Here is a 19,509-nt window from a genome sequence, read left to right on the forward strand (position 1 = left end):
ACCTCGTGAATTTAATTTGATATATGAAAGCTAATAAACTTGATCCAACTACCTTCATTATTAATTTTGAATTTGATGTAAAAAATTTCCTCATTGAATTCGGTTTTATAAATCCATACGAATTCACCTGAACGATCGCGGTCGAGTTCTTGTTTCTTAAAATCACTGACGTCAAGTTGGCTAACGATCTCTTTGACCAAATCTGTTGAAATAGGATAGGCGGATTCTGATCTCCGATTTATCAAATTGAATTTATCATTTGAAATCAAATATTTTAATTTAGCTAATATTTCATACTGGTTCACTTCAGTAACCCGTTTTCTCTATCATTATTATAACTCAAGTTGTCATTTTCGCTACTAAATAATAGCACTGCTTTTAGGATCTGTAAATTTTTGCTAAAAAATAACAACAACTTATTTTAAGGTCAAATAAGTTCTTTGCCGATCGAATTACCAAGATCTATTTCTCGCTCTCCAGGATCAAGTTTAAATTGTGCGATATATTTAAATTCTTTCATTAAGATTCATTATAACATTAGGGAAGTTCCCAGAAATCTATCCGGGAACTTATTTTATTTGACACAGGGTGACCTTTTTGTTACATTTGAACATGTGATCAAATGTTCAAATGAGGAAATAAATGAGTTATATTAATTTTGAAAATGTGACTAAAGAGTACGTGGTAGGTAATAACACAAAGATAAAAGCTGTTAATCAAGTCAATTTTGAAATCGAGCAGGGCGAATTTGTTGTGATCTTGGGAGCAAGCGGTGCTGGGAAAACGACCCTTCTGAATTTGTTGGGCGGAATGGACAGCCTAAGTTCAGGGACAATAAAAGTTAATAAAAATCTGATTTCGTCGTTTGATGCGAAAAAAATGACGCTGTATCGTCGCAACAATGTTGGTTTTGTGTTTCAGTTTTATAATTTAATTCCTGATTTAACTGCACTTGAAAATGTAGAGTTGGCAACTCAAGATTGCGATAACCCGTTAGATCCCAAAAAGAGTATCTGCGACGTGGGATTAGAAAATCGTCAGAACAATTTCCCTTCTCAGTTGTCCGGTGGTGAGCAGCAGCGAGTTTCCATTGCGCGGGCGATTGCTAAGAATCCGGATATCTTACTTTGTGATGAACCGACGGGAGCTCTGGATTCCCAGACTGGGCAGCATATTTTTTCGCTTTTAAAAAGTGTTGCCACCGATCGACATAAAACAGTAATTGTAGTGACGCATAATGCAGAATTTGCGGAGTTTGCTGATCGGGTGATAAAGATGAAAGATGGACAAATCGAGGTAAGGAACAATTAAAAAGCCATTAATCAAGAAATTCTTTAGGACAATAAAGCATAATTTTGGTCAGTTGATTTCAATTGTTTTGATGTTAACGCTTGGAGTTACGATTTTTATCGGGGTCGACAGCACTTGGCGCAGCCTGCAAGTCTATCAAAATGAGGCTTATAAGAGAGATAACCAGGCGGACATCGAACTAATAATTAAACCGACTGTATTGGATCGCAAGAAAATTGCAGGCATTAAACACGTCAAAAATTTTGAAACATCACTCAAAACGGAACAAAAAAATTTAGTTGTGAATGCAGTCCAACCCAATTTTAAACTTAACGGATTCACGATTACGGGCGGGAAAGCCAAGCTTAAGGGCAACAATTGTGTTTTAGATCAAAGCTTCGCTGAACAAAATAAAATCAAAGTCGGCGATCAAATGACAATAGCCAAACAGCAATATAAAGTTGCGGGGTTGGCGACAAGTTCGTCCTATTTATATCTCACGCCTGATTCAACGACGGTAATCCCTAACCACAAAGAGTACGGCTTTGTTTATATTACAAATGAACGTCCGGTGGTCAATCGAATCTTATTGCAAACAAATCAGGTTAAACAAGTAAAAAAAGAACTTCAGTCAGTTTTCAAGCAAGACATTATTAGTTTATCGAGTACCAAAGAAACTCTAAATGACTTGGCAGTAAGCCAGAAAATAACTCAATATCAGACAATTGGCTCGCTCTTTCCAGTTGTATTCTTTATGATTGTAATTTTGATGAGCTTTACAACCATGTATCGGCTAATTAATCGTGAGCGTCAAACAATTGGAACTATGAGATCGCTGGGTTTGAGTGATTCACAAATTTTACTGCATTATCTGAGTTATAGTTTTTTGGTTAGTATTGTTGGGACAGTGTTAGGAGTAGTCCTAGGCTGGAAGTTAATACCACCGTACATTTGGCGTTTTTTCAACGAACTATTTGTGTTTGGTGACTACAAAATTATTTTAGATTTTAAGCAAGTCCTTTTAGTTTCAATATTGGGAATTTTATGTACGTGTCTAGCCACCGTTTTTGTTTTTAAGCGATTAAGTCGGGAAAAGCCAGCCGAACTACTGAGAGATAAGGTCGACGAAGGTCATCAAAGCCGTATTTTAATCTCAAGTAAAATGCAAGTTTTGAATAAGTTAATTTTTAGACAGATTTCTAACGGCAAACTGCGAGCGATAATGACGGTGATCGGCGTTGCGGGAAGCACCGGGTTGTTGTTGTCGGCGCTTGGAATTCGAGATACCGTCAATGGCGTCGCTAATACAGTCTATGAAAGAAACTATTTGTATGACGCGAAAATTTACTTGAATCAAAGCGTTCAAACTAACAAAAAGAACACAGAATTTTTAATGGAATATCCTGTGTTCTTAATGTCTGCGAGTCATGATAAGACTAGTATTGTACATATTTTGGAAGACCAAAGTAAATTAATCAGGATTTACCAACCGTCTGGCGAAGCAGTTAATTTAAAAACTGATGAAATCCTAATTACCGAAAAAACGGCTAAACTTTATGATGTCAAAGTGGGCGATCGAATGCGATTTTATGATTCAAAAGGAAATTTGATAAACTTCAAAGTAACGACGATTGGCCAGTTAAATATCGGTCAAGGGGTGTATTTAACTCAGGAAAGTTGGAAAAATTTAGCACAAAATTTTGTGCCAACAAGTATTATCTCCAAGAATCAGAATTTAGCTGATTTAGAGTCGCACGCCACCAAAGTCACTAAGACTGAACAGCAGAAAAAAGACTTTTTAAAAAGTATGAGCAGCACCCTGTCAATGTCACTGCTTTTGATTTTAGCTGCGGGTTCGCTGTTAATAATTGTATTGTACAATTTAGGGGTTTTGAATTTTAGCGACCGAAGCCGAAGTTTGGCAACCCTGTCTGTTTTGGGATTTAAGAATCAAGAATTGAAGAAAATTCTCTCGACCGAAAATATTTTTCTGTCAATTGCAGGGATCATAATTGGCATTCCAGTTGGCAAAATGCTTCATCACAAAATATTTGCCAACGCTGGAATGGGTGACGAATTAGATTTTACGCCATTAATTGCGCTAAAAAGCTATTTCATCACAATTGGATTTACGATTGCTTTAATTGTTCTCGTTACTTTCCTATTAAATCGCAAGATTAGGAAAATTAAAATGGTTGAAGCGTTGAAAAGTGTCGAGTAAATCAAAAAAGCTAATCGCAAAGATTAGCTAAACAAGATTCTTCCAAACCACGATTGAAGCCTTTGAGGCGAAATCTCATTGGCTTCTTTTCAATTTCTAGATCATTCTAACATTTTTTCAAATTAATAGCAATCCCAATTGTACATCACGTCAGAAAAATCTAAATTTTGCAGCTTCTCTTGATTGATAAAGAAGTTGGCAACTCCCGAATCGCCCCACATCACGTTATCATCGTCAGAGACGAGCTGGAACAGCAAAGTGTTGTAGTTATTTGCCAGTCCCTGGTCGTACTCGCGCGGGTCAGTTTGCGTGAAAAAAGGATATCCGCCAATTGCAGATTCAATCGGAACCATGTCCATTAGATCATCGATTTGTTGGTCGGAAAGGTTATCTTCCATCATGCCGTAAAAATCTTTGCCCACGGATTGAGTGAATTCCACAAAATCTCCCATCGGAATTATTTCAGACAGGGTGCCGGATAGGCGCTTCTCGTTTTCGACGACCTCATACAATTCTTCATTTTTGTATGGCTCAAAAATCCCTGTCAGATCCTGGGACGGCTCGCTTGAATCAGCGAAATAAAAGACTTGGTAGCCGCTGTGGTCTTTTGGGTCGTCTAAATTTAATCCCATTAGATCGTCAAAAATATCGATGTAAAAAGCGAGGATCCCTTGCTCAGGAAACGGCGAAAGTTTTGGCATTTCAGCAAAATTAATCTGTGCCAGGAAAGATAACGGCTTACCGTCAGTGTTAGTTGGGTACTTGACGCTTTTTGGCAGATAGCCAACCCCGCCAACCTTACTGCAGATGTTGGTGGTCTTATCATCAGTCAACTCAAGTGCAATAAATTGTCTTTTGGCAGCAGATATTTTTTTGGCATCTTCCGCTGAAAGATATTTTTGAATCATGGTTTCTAATTTGTTCATTTTTTGTTCCAACCCTCAATATGTGCAATCATTTCGTTGTAAGTTTGACCGGTGATGAGACCAACGGCCGAGATGATCAGCATAATCCCAACAAAAATTGTCGGGACAACTTTGACGACACCCTGCCAGTCCAGCTTCCAAGAAAGAAAGACGAACCCGAAATACGCAAGGCAGAAGATGAAAATTACCCAGGTCATTTCTTGATAGTTGTGAAGAAATCTCTGAAAATTTTCTCATTTTCTTCTTGGTTGATCGGCAATTGATAAGTGTTATCAGCGCCTTTAGCTGTAAACGGCGGAATCACAACTTTCAATTTTTTGGCGAGTTTTGGTGATTCGATCACGGTAGCTCCTTGCATCGAGCGTTTAGCCGAAGTTATCTCACTGCGATTTATCGTGATTAGCGAGCCGGGAGTTTGTTCCACGACGTCGAATGGCAAGATCTGAAGAGTTTGTTCATCAGAGGATAGTCCCAAAATAAAACTGCCAATTTTCTTGCTCATGAATCCAGATTTCATGCTGTAACCGTAAACCAAACGGCAATCTTCACCTGGTGCGGCTTGCTCGAAAATCCTTTTGATTAACTCATAACTTTCGTTACTTTTTTCATCTGATACTTTAAATAATCCCATGGGGGTCAATGCTCCTTTAAGGTTTTTAGTTTTGGACTTTAAAAATAGCGAATTAAAAAATCGATATCCTAAACATTGTAACATATTCGAATTTGAAATATTTTTTTGAAAATAACCAAAAATTCAAAAATGAAAAAGGTTAAATATTAAAATAATCGGCAAATATTCGAATTTATTTTAAATATTAACTAATAATAACTGCTTTTTGGTGAGTTAAATGTTAAAATGGTATTCAGCAAGGGAGGTATTTACGATGTCAACTGAACTAGTAGAAATTCTGAAAAAAGAATTTGAAAGTAGACCTTTAAGTAAAGACGAAAAAATAAGTATAATAAATAAAATGATTACTATACTTGATGATAATCAAATTTCTCAGGTCATTGAATCATTGAAGAAACCTTTTTTTAATTCTCAATTAAATGAGTACTTGATCGATTCGCAAATGCCAGAAATTGATTCAAAAGAATTTGATTTCTTGGTTCAGGCAGCTAAATATCACGGAAATATTGTTAGAAGTTTAATGAATGAAGCGGGCATTAGCAATTATTACATAGATAGATTTAGTAAGAAATATCATTTGAAAACAATTACCAATAAAACTCTGGTTTTTCCGTCAAAAAAAATTGATGCGCCGTTTTTATTTCAAAAACAATATTCAAAATCTGTCATCTCGCATGAATCAGCTTTGTATTTGTTGGATTTGTGTGATGTCATCCCTAAAAGAACCGTTATGAGTATGCCGAAGGGATACAAGTTATCTCAAATTAGTGATAATGTTTTGCAGTCGTCGTGGGAATTATATAATGGGCAAAAGTCTCTCCTTGTAAGATATCCAGAAAATGACCCGCTTGTCCTCACGAGAAGTGATCCCATTGAGGAATCTCAAATTTTAATTAAAGAAACAAGTGAAGGAAATCCTGTTCGGGTGACGACCTCTGAGCGCACAATTGCCGATATTTTGAGACCGAATTCATGCGCAGAGGAAGAATCGAAGGTTGAAGCTATTAGGCGGTACTATGATTCAAATCCCGGAAAAGGTCAAAGATTAAGAAGAATTGCTCATAAAGAAGGAGTGCTTTCAGAGTTAGACCGATATTTATGGTCGTTAAGGTTAGATTGATAAGAGGAGATAAAATTGAAATCCAATCGGCTAAAAGATTTAATTAAAACCCAAAATTCAAAAATAAGTTTTGAAGAATATAGAATTAGGTATGCTACGGAACGCTTTTTACTAAGGTTACAGGATAGTGAGTATAAGGATAATGTAGTTATTAAAGGTGGTTTTCTACTGGGAACCATTTTTAAAATTGAGCAAAGAACAACAAAGGATTTGGATACATCATTACGGGATATAGAAGTTGATCGAAAAAACATCACAGAAATGCTTGAAACGATATCTGACATTGATTTAAATGACAATGTTAAGTTTGAATTGCTGAAATTAGTAGATTCTCAACAAAATCATGTTTATGCTGGTTTTAGAGCAAAGTTAAAAATGAATTTCTCTGATGAAAATTCAAATATTTGCTTTGATTTGGATTTAGGGGTGGGAGATAAGATTACTCCATCAGCTCAAATTACAGAGATTCCTTTGCTTTTTAATGAAAAGAACGAGAAACAGGAAACGCTTGCCATTTATGCTTATCCTCTTGAAACAACACTTGCCGAAAAAGCAGAAATAGTATTGGATTTAGGTGTTAAAAATTCTAGAATGAAAGACTTTTATGACATTCATCTTATTTTAAATTCTCCTAACGAAACCAGTTCTGTGAAACTTTATGAAGCTTTTGAGAATACGTGGAATTTTAGACATAAAGACAAAATAATCGATGAAGAATTATTTGAAGATTGGTTTTTTATAATTGATGAAATATCTAGTAGTAAGGAAATTAATGGAAAGTATTGGAAAAATTATACTTTAGATAGGGAATATACTCAGAGTTTAGAATTTTCAGATATAATGCATCAATTTAAAGAATATTTAACCGAGCTTCATAATGTTTATAGAAAAATCACCCAGCGAAAAATCTGAGATGATTTTTTTGTGCGGGTATTGACCTTGGTTTGTATTAAATGGCATTTTTGTGATATAATCGCCACTAATAGGAGAATTTAACCATGAAAGATACTGTTACTAAAAGAATTTCTGTCAATTTAAATAAAACAACGGCTGAGACAGCAGATTTAGTGATTGCTAAATTGGGACTGAAAACTAGTGATGTTGTGTCGATGTTACTGACCCAAATAGCTGATACTGGAACGTTGCCGGTTTCGTTTTCAATTAGTGAATATGATAAATTAAAAGCTCAATTGGTTGCTGCAACGCATAACTCACCTAGTCAAAGTGTCGAAACACCAGCCGAAATAGCTGAATTTTTTGAAGATTAAACAAGATAATGGACTTAGGAAATATATTTTTGGCTTATTTAAAATACGATGATATTACTGGCGGGAAGACGAGACCCGTTTTGTATATTGAACAGGCTGATGGCTATCACTATGTTTACAAAATAACCTCCAAATTTTCAAATAAATCACTACAAATACGACCCAAGCATTATGAAATTAATGATTGGAAGCAGTCGGGATTAAAGAAAGGATCGTGGATTGATTGTAATAAGCGCTATAAACTGCCGATTAGAAAATCTGAATTGAGGTATCTTGGCAAGTTAAGCAAATTGGATTTGAAACAATTGCTTACATTTATGAATTCTTAAGTGTTTTTTTGGCGTGCTTATTCCCGCGTTGGGCTGACCCAAGTTCCCGATCCGTGCCCCAAGATCGTTTTAACCGCCGGGATAAAAGTTGTGACAATTGTGAGGGCATTCATAATCCACCACCAAAGCATGTAAAGCGGGGCAAACAGAATATATGCGAACTTGCGCCCACGGTCGTCGATGATGAGGGATGCCGTTAGCTGGAGCGCCCCTGCGATCATTTCAAAGCAGACGAAGACGAGCGCCATTGTCAGCAGGTGGATCAGAGCGTCGCCACTATTAGTAACAAGGTCAGAAACTACCAGCCAAATGAAGAAAATTGTGGAAATCCAGAAGAAAAACGACCAGATAATGCTAAAGCTTTGATCGATAAACATCAACGTTCGACCAATATTTTCTAATGGATGGCGCAGGATTTTACTAAAGTTGGTTAACCAAACTTCAGTTCCACCTTTTGCCCAGCGTTTTCGTTGCCGATAAAGATTTTTTGCTGTTTCAGGGACGTTCATATAAAACATAATGTCAGGTGCGAAAGCTGCAAGCCAGCCGTTTAATTGCTGATCCCAAGCCACACTGATATCTTCGGTGGCGCGATCTTGGCGAAAGAGCCCTACGTCAATCAGCGCACTTTTGCGATACATCGTGTTGGCGCCGCTGTAGGCGTAAATCCCGCCAAAAACACCAGTTTCAGTCCGCTTGATAATTCCAACAATGCTCGAAAATTCGACCGTTTGAGATTTCGCGATCAACTTGTTGCGATTTTGTACGTCCATGTTCGCTGTGACGGCGGCGATATTCTGCGAATCTTGCCGAATAAAATAGTTAACGTATTTCTTCAAAGCATCCGGCTCCGGCACCGTATCAGCATCGTTACTGAGAATCAACTCGCCTTTTGCAAAAGAAAGTCCAATGTTAAACGCATGCGCCTTTCCTTTATTTTTTTCAATGCGAATTACTCTAAGACGCGGGTATTGCTCCTGCAGACTCTTTAGAATCTGCGGCGTGTCGTCAGTTGAGCCGTCGTCAGTGACCAGAACCTCATAATTTGTGTAATTGAGTTCGTTCATTAAATAGTCAATCGTGTTTCTGATCGTCACATGTTCGTTGTGCGCGGGCACCATGATCGTAATCATTGGCTCAATATCATCTGGAATCTCGACCCACTCCTTTTGCTGATGTTTAAAAATAAACTTGTAACAAAGCACGCCAACAAACCAAGCCAGCCCTCCTAAGATCGGATAGGAAATTAAAATCAAAAAGGCAATGTTAAAAGGATTCATCTTTATACCTCGTGTTCTTTAAAAAGTCTGGCGGTGAAGTGCGTATCTAAATTCTGATCAGGACGCACACTGTAAAATTTCGCATCATGACGGGCGTCTTTAGGTCCAAAACGTTCAGTCCAAACAGCTTCCAGCACTTTTTCGCGCTGATCAAGCTTCTCTTGGTTTGGCACGATCTGCCGGTTTAGTGTGTGAGTGAATCGGTGGTTGTTCCACAATGTTACACAAAAGTAGAAAATGACGATGAATATGAAATATCCGATGAAAAAAAGTCCTAAGAATTTCAAAAGTTGAATTTCATCAAAATAGTGAGCAATCTTGAACTTGTGGGCAAAACTCGCAAACAAAATCGGCGACAATACCCAGAAAAAAGGAAACAAAACGCCGCACCAACCAATAAGTGCCACGAGCGTTTGCCCAATTTTCATGCCCCAATGGCCGCGCTTGAAGTAATCATCATTAACTAATTTCAATTTTCGTACCTCCACGTAATATTATAATGAAAAAATTCACCCTCAAACATTTTTCTGAAAAATTTCTTGACGCTTTTGAAAAAAAGTTGATAATAAATTTACAATCATGGAAATTAAGAGGGAAAACTTGTTTAAGAAAAGAACCATCTATTTAATTACATTTATTTTAATGGCATTTGCCTTGATTGGCAAAACCCAGCAAGTGCACGCAGACTCAGCAGTTGACGATGTTTTTGTCGGTCAGATCAATTACCAGCCAAATTACGGAGTTAGAGTTTATACAATTGACGGCGAGACGGTGAGTCCGACTGAGAAATTTCTGCCTCACGACTCACTGTGGCAAGTGTTCAAAAGCCAAAATATTAACGGTGTCAAATACAATAACGTCGGCGGGAATCAGTGGGTTCAAGCCCAGTATGTGATTAATTTCATCGGACAAGTTTTCTACGTCCCAGGCTACGGCATTCGTGTTTATCAAATCAATGGGAATCAAGTCATGCCAACCGAACAAACTTTGCACGACGGAACGCAGTGGAAAGTGTTTGAATCACGTGTCGTCAATGACGTCTACTACTACAATTTGGGCGCCAATCAGTGGGTTGAAGCGCAGTATCTGAGAGCTTACGTTGAGCCGAAGTGGGACCAGAAGTCGTACTTGACTGTGAGTTACGAGGCGAATTACGGCATCGGAGTGTTCAGCGAGGCGACGCACGAAGCAAAATTGCTGCAATATCTGCCAAACGCTTCGACGTGGAAAATTGTCGGCCAGCGTCAAGTTGCAGGAAAAAATTGGTACGAGGTCGGCAAAAATCAGTGGGTCGACGGCGATTATGTCGTGGTCGGACAGTTTGCAGAGAGTCGGGTGCTTGGGGCAAGTTACATCAGCCAAGAGGCTGCGGGGGCGCCGATGGGATGCGAAGCAGCGAGTTCTTTAGAAGCGCTTCACTATCAAGGTCACGCGGCTGATTATAATTTAAAATCTTTTCTAGCAACAATGCCCATCGCAGCCAATGGGAATCCTTACGAAGGTTTTGGCGGTTCGCCTTATCAGGTTATGAGCGGGATCTACCAGTCCATTTTCCCAAGTGCTCTGACTCCTTGGGTTCGCCGCTTTGGTCGGGCGAATAACATCAGCGGCAGTGGGATTGACGGCATTATCGGACATCTTGACGGTGGTGCACCAGTGGTCGCGTGGGTCACTTTAAATTACAAACCAGCAGTCTGGAGTCGTTATAACTGGGGGATGGGCGTTGATAATGCTCACGTCGTGACAATTGATGGCTACAACGCCGATTCGCTTCATATTGTTGATCCCGAGAACGGCGTTTATTGGGTCAAGAAATCCACCTTCCTTGAGGCTTACAATCATATGAAGTTTGCCGTTGCATTCTTAAAATAGTCGTAGTTTCTGTTACTTGAAATTACGGCTTTTTTGTCATAAGTCAACACTTGACAGATGCCAAGTGTAGAACTATAATTTTCAACGCTAAAAGGAGGCGAATATGGAAAGTCGATCATTTATCCGTTTTGAAATTGGTTTTTACCGGCTAAAACGGCGCTTACTTCAAGAATTTCTTAGACCTTACGATTTGAAAGCTTTTGACAGCATGTTACTGGTGACAGTTGTAATGCATCCGGGATGCAGTCAAGGAGCGATTATTCAACATGTCATGGCTGATGAGACGAGTATTGCGCGCGGACTTAGAAACCTAGAGGAGAAACGGTTGATCACCCGCCAAGAAGATCCAACAAATCATCGCAAGAAGTTGGTTCAACCGACGGCTAAAGCACAAGAAATTTTTGATAAATTTGATAGTTTACTGGAGTTGTGGAATGAGTTTATTTTCAAGGATTTTACATCCCAGGAACTTGACAGTTTAGAGAAAATGATTGCGAAAATGCAAACAAATTTGAAAGATATTGATTATCAAGAATTATTAACAAAATTTAAAAAAGAGTGAGGTGTTGAAGATGGATCAAACCGTTGATACTAACGGGAAACCTTTCAATAAGATTGCATTAGTTGTTACTTTATTATGTGGAACTTTCTGTACCGTCTTAAATGGGACGATTCTAGCTACTGCTTTTCCAACTTTAATGAAAACCTTCAATATTTCGGCGTCAACCGTGCAGTGGCTGACGACCGGTTTTATGTTGGTTAATGGCGTCATGATCCCCGTGAGTGCTTGGATCAGCACCCGAGTTAATTCAAAAATACTTTATATCAGCGCCATGAGTACGTTTCTAGTCGGAACAGTGATTTGTTATTTTGCTGGCAGCTTCCAAATGCTTTTGGCTGGTCGGCTAATTCAAGGAGTTGCTGTTGGAATCACGATGCCTTTGATGCAAACGATTATCCTGACGATCTTCCCGCCAGAAAAACGGGGGATTGCAATGGGACTAGGCGGGCTCGTAATCGGGCTAGCACCAGCGATCGGTCCGACACTTTCGGGCTGGGTGATCGACAATTGGACTTGGCGTGATTTGTTTAGCATTATTATTCCGATTGTGACGCTCGTTATCATCACAAGCTTCTTCACGATGCGCTCAGTTCTAAAAATCTCGCACAATTCGATCGATGTGCTTTCAATCATCGAATCGACGCTAGGATTTGGCAGCCTTTTATACGGATTTTCGTCGGTCGGCGATCACGGCTGGGCTTCTCCGCTAGTTTACGGTACGATTCTAGTCGGACTTGCCTTCATTGCCCTTTTTTGTTACCGCCAGCTGCATCTGGAAAATCCTTTCTTGCAGCTGCGAGTTTTCAAATCACCAGAATTTGCGCTGTCAGTCATCTTATCATCAGTTACAAACATGGCGATGATGGGAGTGGAAATGATTTTGCCGCTGTATTTGCAAATGGTCAAAGGACTATCGGCTTTTCACTCGGGTCTCGCCCTGCTTTTAGGAGCGTTAATCATGGGGGTCATGAGCCCCGTCACGGGAGCAGCTTTTGACCGGTTTGGCGCCAAACGCCTCGCGACTACCGGGATGTTCTTTCTAACTGCTGGAACAGTTCCTTTCCTATTTATTACAAAATCTTCTTCGACTTTATACATCGTCGTGCTTTATGCCTTCCGGATGTTCGGAATTTCGATGGTGAACATGCCAGTTACGACCTCAGGGATGAACTCACTGCCATTTAATTTGATCAGCCACGGTACGGCGGTCAATAATACGACCCGCCAGGTCTTCACTTCAATGGGGACGGCAATTTTAGTCAGCGTGTTGACTAATGTGACCAATAATCTAAAGCCAGCTGTTAGTGTTCTTAAAGCCACCCCAATGGCGTATAAAGATCAATTGCTTAGTGCAACGATCACCGGTTATCGGGCTGCTTTTGGCGTCGCAGTGTTTCTCTGCCTGGTAACTTTCTGCCTGTCATTTAAGCTTAAAGACAAAGAAACTTCAGCAGATTTACCGCTTGGAGGTGACGCAAAATGATCATTGTTTTATTGGTTGTCATGACGCTAGTTGCTTATTTTGGCGGAGTGTACGTCGAGAATCGCCAGGTTGGAAATTGGATTCGCTTCATTAGTGACGTGCTGTTGGTCGGGATTGTGGCGTTAATCATCGCTAACAATTCATATCATTTCGGCATGCAAAAACAAGTCGAGAAAACGACGACGAGTGTTCAGTCGGCACTCCCGCAGCAAAAAATTCCATTTCTATTGTATGAACCGCTGGGCAACGCAGGCAAAGAACAAGTTTATCTTTATCACAGTGGCAGCTCTAAACTTAAACATACGAGCACTGATCAGACGACGAATCGCGTGGTGCGGCGTGCAGGTAAACCTGAACTCGTCAGCGAGAAAACAGTGTGGCGTTACCAGAATAATTTCAGTCGTTTAATGTTTGGGGTCGCTGGAAATGACGGAACGCGAATTAAAACGAGAAATACTTTCTATCTTCCGAAGAATTGGGTCGTGATGTCTTCTAAAGATGCCAAAAAGTTAGCGAAACCAGCGATCCAAGCTAAATTAAGGCAAAATGTGCAGGGAAAATTGCAGGAAGCCTTAAGAAATCAGCCGCAGCTGACAAAATCTGAGCAGCAAGCTTTGATGCTGCAATACCAAAGTCAAGCGATCGAAAGATTAATTAAATAGCAGAGTTGCCAGTTTTGGCAACTTTTTTTTCGGATTTTAAATATACTATAGATAAGAGATTTGGTATACTATGAGTAATTAATTACAGTCGAATTTTTTTCAAAGGAGATGACGATGAAATTACTTAGAAGGCTCAGTGCAATGTTGTTAGTTTTGAGTGGGATTTGGGTGTTGGCTTTTGCGTTTACTGCCAAGATTGACAGCAATGCTGCTGAATTTCCGGATCATGTAGCTAATGGTAGCGATTTCAGGGGGGGGGATTTAACTAACTCCTTTGGAAATGGCTTTCTTCAACCAAAAATAGAACCCGATCTTGACCCGATCTCAACGTTGCCGAACGAAACTCAGTATTTCTTTTCGGCGCTCGGTGAGTCGGTCGTTCAGCTAAACGATAATGGAAATTGGGATAGTATTGAGATTACTAAACCAATTCAGTCGCAAAATGGCGGGGCTGCGCTCAATACCGCGCTCGACATGACAAAGGATTTTACTTTTAGCTGGGATTTGAAGTTTACACCTGGTAATAGTTATCTGGCAAATGGTTTAGGCTTTGTCCTGCACCCGTTATATCGCCCCAATGAAACTGTGATCGACTCCCAAGGTGGTCCGAGTATTACTTTACCAGCAGTTATTGGACGGAAATTTCCGGGAAATCTTGCGGTAACCGATCCCAACGACCCGATGAACGGTCAAACTCTGCGCTCATTAGGTCCTGGTGGCGGGTATCTCGGAATTAGTGATCTGATGAACGCTGTTGCTTTCAAAATTAACACTTATTACGTTGAATCGGGCTATAATCGACCTAAACAGGAAGGGACTTATTATGGAAGTCCGAGTCATTACGATGTAGGTCGAATGGGATTCTACGGCGTGACCGATTACCAAGAACCTTTGATTAAAAAGGGCCAAATGCCTTATGGAGCTTTCATCTCTACTGACAATACTGGTTATTCGTCGAAACCGTATTACCCTGGCACGCTTAGTGGTTCTTATGATTCTGATGTGGTTCCGATTAATGATGCTAATGGAAGCGTTAATGGTGATAAGTTTCAGATTTTTGATCTGAAATGGCATCCGATGACGATTGTCTATACAGCTAGTACTAAAACTTTGAGAGTTACCATTCGTGACGCTACTGGAACTAAAAAGGTCGATTGGAGTCGAACGTTAAGTCCGGGGGAACAGGCAATTATTGCCGATCGGAAGAACTGGGCTTTTGCAATTGCCGGGTCAACTGGTGGTGGCTCTGAAGGAAAAAGTATTCGGAACGTCTACGGAACTTTTACGCCCGCCGAACCAAGTGTAATTGTGCGCCATGTCGATGAGAACGGAAATGATATTAAAGATGCTGCTACAACTTCGCTTGCTGATTGGCAGCTTACACATCCAGGATCCACGCATTTTGTTGATTCATCAAGCACCGAAACCATTGAAAAGAACGGCTACACATACCGCCGAGCGCAAGTCAACGGAACTTTCTTTGAGAATGGAACTCGAATTAATCGCCGGCTTGATCGATCGGGACTTGGTGCTGAAGTTACTAAGAATGGCAATGTTTGGAGTGTTAGTACCGAATTTAGATCATCAACCTTCATTAATTATGTTTACCGGCGTGAATTACCGAATGAAAGTCCAGACGTTAGTGCGACTTTAACAATGAGTGTTAACGGTGGCGCTTTTGGGAATACCGTTGACATTTGGCCTGGCGATACCGTTGCATTCAAATACAGTGCGAAGAATACCAATATGCCAATCTGGTCGAAGGTAACCGCCGTGCAGTCGCTAGGAGGTTTGTTTGAAGCACCAAGTGGGTTTACAGTCAAGGACGGACTATTATACGTTCCGCTAAATAATGGGACGAATAACAACTTGTGGACGGGACAGATCGGCGAGAACACTGTGTCGATGGTCTACAAAGGAGTTGAGAATGCCAACTTGACGGCCAATGATACGGGGCAGGTGACGATTACTTATCACCCGACCGCCCCGAATACTTCACCGATTTCCGAGATTGCCTCTAAGGTTGCAATTTATGACCAGTCTTTGCAGTTAGTGGATAGTGATGGCAATCCTGTGTACGGCTCGTATTTCTATAATGCTGATAATAACTTAGCGCCACTAGCAAGTAGTGATCCCGTCTATCAGCTCGGCAATTTCATTCCAACTACGAATACCGTGAAACAGACCGACCAGGGTTGGTGGAATATTGATGAGACAACGAAAGTGCTGACGATCTATCAGCACAAACTAGACGGAGCTGTAGATGCTGATTCTTCGGGGCAGTGGCCGTGGCACAATCGGGCAAGTGAAATCACTAAAGTTGTAATGAAGTCAGGTGTTACAGCAACGGGATCGTTAAAGAATCTGTTTGCCGATCTTAGTTCAGTGGCTTCTATTGAAGGGTTGACAGCTGTCGATACCAGCGATGTTACTGACTATAGTTCGATCTTTCAGAATTGCAGTAACCTAAAAACGCTTGACCTGACTAACTTCAAGGTGAAGAACAGTGCCAGCACGGACCAAATGTTGAGCGGAACTAGTAGTTTGTGGAAGCTCACACTAGGAACTGAAACAAAGCTCTCATCCACAACAGGACTAACTAATCCCAATATTCAAGCTCAAATTAGTGATGGCGGCGAGACTTATTATTGTACTGACAATCAATGGCGGGAAGTTGGCACAGGAAGTGATCACGACGCTAAAGGAGCGGTAAGACGTGCCGCGCAAATTATTAGCGATTCGCAATCGATTACAACTGTGAGAACTTACGTCTGGGATCAAACGGGATTGTGCACGCTGACGGTTCCGACTTCAATTGAGTTCGGCAAACACGAGCTTAAGTCATCAGAAATTAATGCAACAAGTGCGAGTCAGACGGTTGCAGTTACTGACACGAGAAATGTCCGTAAGCACAAGAAGTGGCACTTGGAAGCGGAGGCAACAAGATTCAAGAATAATAGCGGGCTAGTAATTGCCTCAGATCCTTTGATTTATACAGATTCTTTGGGTGATCATCCATTAAGTGCAACGCCGACTGTTTTAGGAGAACAGCAAGTTCCTGGGCTATTGTTTCAAGACAATTGGAGCTTACCATGGAATTTGAAGATCAAGCTAAATCCGCGCCTTGTTCCAACGAGTGGAAAGTATCAATCAACTGTAACATTCACGTTGACGGACGTTGCGGGGCTATAATTTTTACAAAAAGGAGAATTAATGAATTATGAAATTGGAGAGTTTGCGGCGAAAGTTGGTCTGACGATCGACACCTTGCGTTATTATGAAAGTGTGGGGATTATTGCACCGGCGCGGCTTAGTAATGGGCACCGCTCATTTAATGACGAAGACATCGCCTGGGTGGAATTTGTTAAACGGTTAAAGGAAACGGGCATGCCCATCAAGAACATCAAAGCCTACTCAGATTTAAGGCGGGTTGGCGATTCGACGATCGATGAGCGGTTAGAATTATTAGCTGAGCAACAAAATTTGTTAAAAGAGCAGCAAGCCAAAACGCAAGCGCATCTTGACTTTTTGGCGCACAAAATCGAATACTATCAAGAATTGAAAAATAATTCTTGACCTGGGGTTAACTTCAGCTTGTAAGCTTATGCCATTACAAAAAGAAAGTAGGTTTTGATAATGGATCGATATTTATTAGGGCAAGAAAAATTGAAGCAAGTCGATGGCGTAGGCGGTGAGGCAGTTGTCGAGTCTTTAAAGGACATCGCACCAGACGTTTCGAAATATATTTTAGAATTTGCGTTTGGCGATATTTATAATCGGCCTGGGCTAGATTTAAAACAGCGCGAGATGATCACAATTAGCGCACTTTTGGTTGAAGGCGACACGGCACCGCAACTAAAAGTTCACCTGAATGCAGCGTTAAACGTCGGATTAACGAAAAATGAGATCATTGAAACTTTTATTCAGTGCATTCCTTACATCGGATTTCCTCGCGTGCTCAATGCAATCAATGTGGCAAGGGAAGTTTTTGATACATTTGACTTTTAGAGCTGAATGTTAGAATATTGAAACAGCAACGTTAAATCGCTAATATTATTTAGCGTTTTTTTAATGGGAGAAGAAGATGAATTTATTATTAGCATTATTACCAGCGATATTTTGGGGAATCAATCCGCTGATCATCAAGAAGATTAATGGTCAAACTGCCAACGAAATGTTTGGGACCGGGCTTGGAGCTCTGATTATGAGCATTGTGGCTTTTTTGGTCGTCGGAAGTTTCAATGGCATGTCGACGGTGACATTTCTTTTGAGTTTTATCTCCGGAGCGGCGTGGGCGATCGGTCAATTAGGTCAATTTATGAGTTTTAGAACGATTGGAATTTCCAAAACAATGCCGATTTCGACTGGCATCCAGCTAACTGGGACTTCGATTATCGGAGTGATTGCTTTTGGCGAATGGCAGGGTGTGATCAACAAGGTCATCGGCTTTCTGGCGATTGCGGTTTTGATTTTGGGCGTCTTTATTATTTCAAAAACCGGCCAGCAAAATGACAAGCAAAATATTCAAGACTATCTGCCTTTATTCATAACAAGCATTGGTTATTGGGTTTATAGCTGTATTCCAAAAGCCATTGATGCCAACGGTCTGCAGCTGTTTTCGGCGCAAATGTTGGGGACATTTGTCGTAGCTACAATCTACGCGTTTTATAAGAGTCATCGAGTTTTGCAAGAAAAGCAGAGTTGGTTAAACACCATTCCTGGCTTGTTGTACGGCTTGGCCTCACTTTCTTATATCTTTGCTGCTCGCAAGGTCGGGGTCAGCACAGCTTTTGTAATTGGACAAATTAACGTGGTCATTTCGACGCTCGGAAGCATTTTTATTTTAAAAGAAAGCAAGCAGGGCAAGGATTTAGTCAAAACGACTGTTGGACTTGGGTTAATCTTGCTGGCAAGCTGCGTTACAGCGTTTTTGTAAAAAGGAGTAAATTATTGTTTGAGAGTGCGATGATCAATGGGATTAAATTGACATTTTCCATCAGTCATTTGAAGCCTGATCAACCACTAGTTTTGTACTTGCACGGAGGTCCGGGCTTCAGCTGCGCGCCTTTGATGCAGAAGTTTAATTCGAGGTTAGATCAAGATCTTAATTTTATAAACTTAGAGCAGCGGGGCACGGGTCTTTCTTATTATCCGTTTGCCAAAGACGAGAAAATCACAATTTCCACGTTTATTGACGATGTATATCAATTTGTTTGTTATCTTTTGGATCGCTACCAACGCAAGCAATTAATTTTAGTGGGACACTCTTGGGGTTCCATTCTTGGTTTGAAGTTTATCGAGCATTATCCCGAGCTGATTTCTAAATATATCGGTGTTGGTCAGGTTATCAATACGCAAAAAAATCTCGATCTGCAGCGAGAATTTTTGACTGGCAAAATCAAAGATACCGATTTAAAAAAAGACAGCATTTACCTGACTAGGAAAATTGTCAAGCATGGAGGCTCTCTTTATCAGCAAACCAATGAAGCTAAGCTGATTCGTCCTTTTATCACTTCGGGGGTTTATTCGTTTGGCACCCTAATTAATTTCTTAAAAGGATCTAAGCAAACAGTTAATGCTTTGTGGGATGAGGTGATGCAGGTGAACTTTGAGGACGTCAAAGAATATTCAGTTCCAGTGTACTTCTTTGAGGGCAAACACGATCACCATGTCCCATCTTCCTTGGTGGACAATTATGCCAAGACTCTTCAAAGCCCAGCGTCAGTAGTTTGGTTTGAAAGCTCGGGACATTACCCGCAGTGGGAAGAGCCTGATAAATTTAATGATCAATTAATTAAAATTTGTACCTAAAAAAAGCTTTAGAATTAACAAATCGATATTTATTCATAAAAAAAGCCTCACAAT

At 40.4% G+C, this 19,509-nt stretch carries 21 protein-coding genes; 15 read left to right on the top strand and 6 right to left on the bottom strand.

Translation table 11 applies throughout. The features are described 5' to 3' along the window. Positions 1 to 11 precede the first annotated feature (11 nt). Entirely contained in the window at positions 12 to 305 is a 294-nt protein-coding gene (locus R8495_RS02385) for a type II toxin-antitoxin system MqsR family toxin (protein ID WP_317635967.1), read from the bottom strand. Between the two features lie 337 nt (positions 306 to 642). Here R8495_RS02385 and R8495_RS02390 point away from each other — a divergent pair, with 337 nt between their 5' ends. Next, positions 643 to 1,311, top strand: coding sequence for an ABC transporter ATP-binding protein (locus R8495_RS02390; protein ID WP_317635968.1), 669 nt, complete (start codon positions 643 to 645; stop codon positions 1,309 to 1,311). A gap of 52 nt (positions 1,312 to 1,363) precedes the next feature. Next, positions 1,364 to 3,511 (top strand): ABC transporter permease, encoded by a 2,148-nt coding sequence (locus R8495_RS02395; RefSeq protein ID WP_317635969.1) that lies wholly within the window; start codon positions 1,364 to 1,366, stop codon positions 3,509 to 3,511. A 122-nt stretch (positions 3,512 to 3,633) separates the two neighbouring features. Here the strand turns inward: R8495_RS02395 and R8495_RS02400 are convergent, their stop codons facing one another. Genes R8495_RS02400 through R8495_RS02410 form a run of 3 tightly spaced genes read right to left on the bottom strand, consistent with a single transcriptional unit; the run spans position 3,634 to position 5,068 of the window. After that, positions 3,634 to 4,437, bottom strand: a complete 804-nt coding sequence (locus R8495_RS02400) for a YwqG family protein (RefSeq protein WP_317635970.1) — start codon at positions 4,435 to 4,437, stop codon at positions 3,634 to 3,636. Continuing rightward, a complete protein-coding gene (locus R8495_RS02405; RefSeq protein ID WP_317635971.1) occupies positions 4,434 to 4,634 on the bottom strand; it encodes a hypothetical protein in 201 nt (66 codons plus the stop codon). The genes R8495_RS02400 and R8495_RS02405 overlap by 4 nt, the downstream gene beginning before the upstream one ends. Continuing rightward, entirely contained in the window at positions 4,631 to 5,068 is a 438-nt protein-coding gene (locus tag R8495_RS02410) for a hypothetical protein (RefSeq protein ID WP_317635972.1), read from the bottom strand. Before R8495_RS02410 ends, R8495_RS02405 begins: the two co-directional genes overlap by 4 nt. Before the next feature lie 253 nt (positions 5,069 to 5,321). Here R8495_RS02410 and R8495_RS02415 point away from each other — a divergent pair, with 253 nt between their 5' ends. From R8495_RS02415 to R8495_RS02430, 4 genes are all read left to right on the top strand, one after another. Further along, positions 5,322 to 6,188 carry a type IV toxin-antitoxin system AbiEi family antitoxin domain-containing protein gene (locus R8495_RS02415; RefSeq protein ID WP_317635973.1) on the top strand — a complete coding sequence of 289 codons (867 nt, stop codon included), beginning with the start codon at positions 5,322 to 5,324 and terminating at the stop codon, positions 6,186 to 6,188. Between the two features lie 15 nt (positions 6,189 to 6,203). After that, positions 6,204 to 7,100: a nucleotidyl transferase AbiEii/AbiGii toxin family protein gene (locus R8495_RS02420; RefSeq protein ID WP_317635974.1), complete on the top strand. Its 897-nt coding sequence runs from the start codon at positions 6,204 to 6,206 to the stop codon at positions 7,098 to 7,100. 86 nt (positions 7,101 to 7,186) lie between these two features. Beyond that, positions 7,187 to 7,456 (top strand): type II toxin-antitoxin system RelB/DinJ family antitoxin, encoded by a 270-nt coding sequence (locus R8495_RS02425; RefSeq protein WP_317635975.1) that lies wholly within the window; start codon positions 7,187 to 7,189, stop codon positions 7,454 to 7,456. 29 nt (positions 7,457 to 7,485) lie between these two features. Continuing rightward, the gene (locus R8495_RS02430) at positions 7,486 to 7,785 is read left to right on the top strand and encodes a type II toxin-antitoxin system PemK/MazF family toxin (RefSeq protein WP_317635976.1); all 300 of its coding nucleotides are present in this window, start codon (positions 7,486 to 7,488) and stop codon (positions 7,783 to 7,785) included. 17 nt (positions 7,786 to 7,802) lie between these two features. Here the strand turns inward: R8495_RS02430 and R8495_RS02435 are convergent, their stop codons facing one another. Next, complete coding sequence (locus R8495_RS02435) at positions 7,803 to 9,065, bottom strand: glycosyltransferase family 2 protein (protein ID WP_317635977.1); 1,263 nt, start codon at positions 9,063 to 9,065, stop codon at positions 7,803 to 7,805. 2 nt (positions 9,066 to 9,067) lie between these two features. Then, positions 9,068 to 9,538, bottom strand: coding sequence for a cell division protein (locus tag R8495_RS02440; protein ID WP_317635978.1), 471 nt, complete (start codon positions 9,536 to 9,538; stop codon positions 9,068 to 9,070). Between the two features lie 127 nt (positions 9,539 to 9,665). Between R8495_RS02440 and R8495_RS02445 the strand changes: the two genes are divergently transcribed. From R8495_RS02445 to R8495_RS02485, 9 genes are all read left to right on the top strand, one after another. After that, positions 9,666 to 10,937 (top strand): C39 family peptidase, encoded by a 1,272-nt coding sequence (locus R8495_RS02445; RefSeq protein WP_317635979.1) that lies wholly within the window; start codon positions 9,666 to 9,668, stop codon positions 10,935 to 10,937. Positions 10,938 to 11,040: 103 nt separating this feature from the next. Then, a complete protein-coding gene (locus R8495_RS02450; RefSeq protein WP_317635980.1) occupies positions 11,041 to 11,499 on the top strand; it encodes a MarR family winged helix-turn-helix transcriptional regulator in 459 nt (152 codons plus the stop codon). A 10-nt stretch (positions 11,500 to 11,509) separates the two neighbouring features. After that, positions 11,510 to 12,982 carry an MDR family MFS transporter gene (locus R8495_RS02455; RefSeq protein WP_317635981.1) on the top strand — a complete coding sequence of 491 codons (1,473 nt, stop codon included), beginning with the start codon at positions 11,510 to 11,512 and terminating at the stop codon, positions 12,980 to 12,982. Continuing rightward, positions 12,979 to 13,644, top strand: a complete 666-nt coding sequence (locus tag R8495_RS02460; protein WP_317635982.1) for a DUF4811 domain-containing protein — start codon at positions 12,979 to 12,981, stop codon at positions 13,642 to 13,644. The genes R8495_RS02455 and R8495_RS02460 overlap by 4 nt, the downstream gene beginning before the upstream one ends. A gap of 114 nt (positions 13,645 to 13,758) precedes the next feature. Then, entirely contained in the window at positions 13,759 to 16,836 is a 3,078-nt protein-coding gene (locus tag R8495_RS02465) for a lectin-like domain-containing protein (protein ID WP_317635983.1), read from the top strand. 21 nt (positions 16,837 to 16,857) lie between these two features. Next, positions 16,858 to 17,220: a MerR family transcriptional regulator gene (locus R8495_RS02470; RefSeq protein ID WP_317635984.1), complete on the top strand. Its 363-nt coding sequence runs from the start codon at positions 16,858 to 16,860 to the stop codon at positions 17,218 to 17,220. 60 nt (positions 17,221 to 17,280) lie between these two features. After that, entirely contained in the window at positions 17,281 to 17,652 is a 372-nt protein-coding gene (locus R8495_RS02475) for a carboxymuconolactone decarboxylase family protein (protein WP_317635985.1), read from the top strand. A gap of 76 nt (positions 17,653 to 17,728) precedes the next feature. Continuing rightward, positions 17,729 to 18,580, top strand: coding sequence for a GRP family sugar transporter (locus R8495_RS02480; RefSeq protein ID WP_317635986.1), 852 nt, complete (start codon positions 17,729 to 17,731; stop codon positions 18,578 to 18,580). Between the two features lie 14 nt (positions 18,581 to 18,594). Then, positions 18,595 to 19,455 carry an alpha/beta fold hydrolase gene (locus R8495_RS02485; RefSeq protein WP_317635987.1) on the top strand — a complete coding sequence of 287 codons (861 nt, stop codon included), beginning with the start codon at positions 18,595 to 18,597 and terminating at the stop codon, positions 19,453 to 19,455. The last annotated feature ends 54 nt before the right edge of the window (positions 19,456 to 19,509 follow it).

The sequence above is a fragment of the Xylocopilactobacillus apicola genome (assembly GCF_033095985.1).
Lineage (GTDB): Bacteria > Bacillota > Bacilli > Lactobacillales > Lactobacillaceae > Xylocopilactobacillus > Xylocopilactobacillus apicola.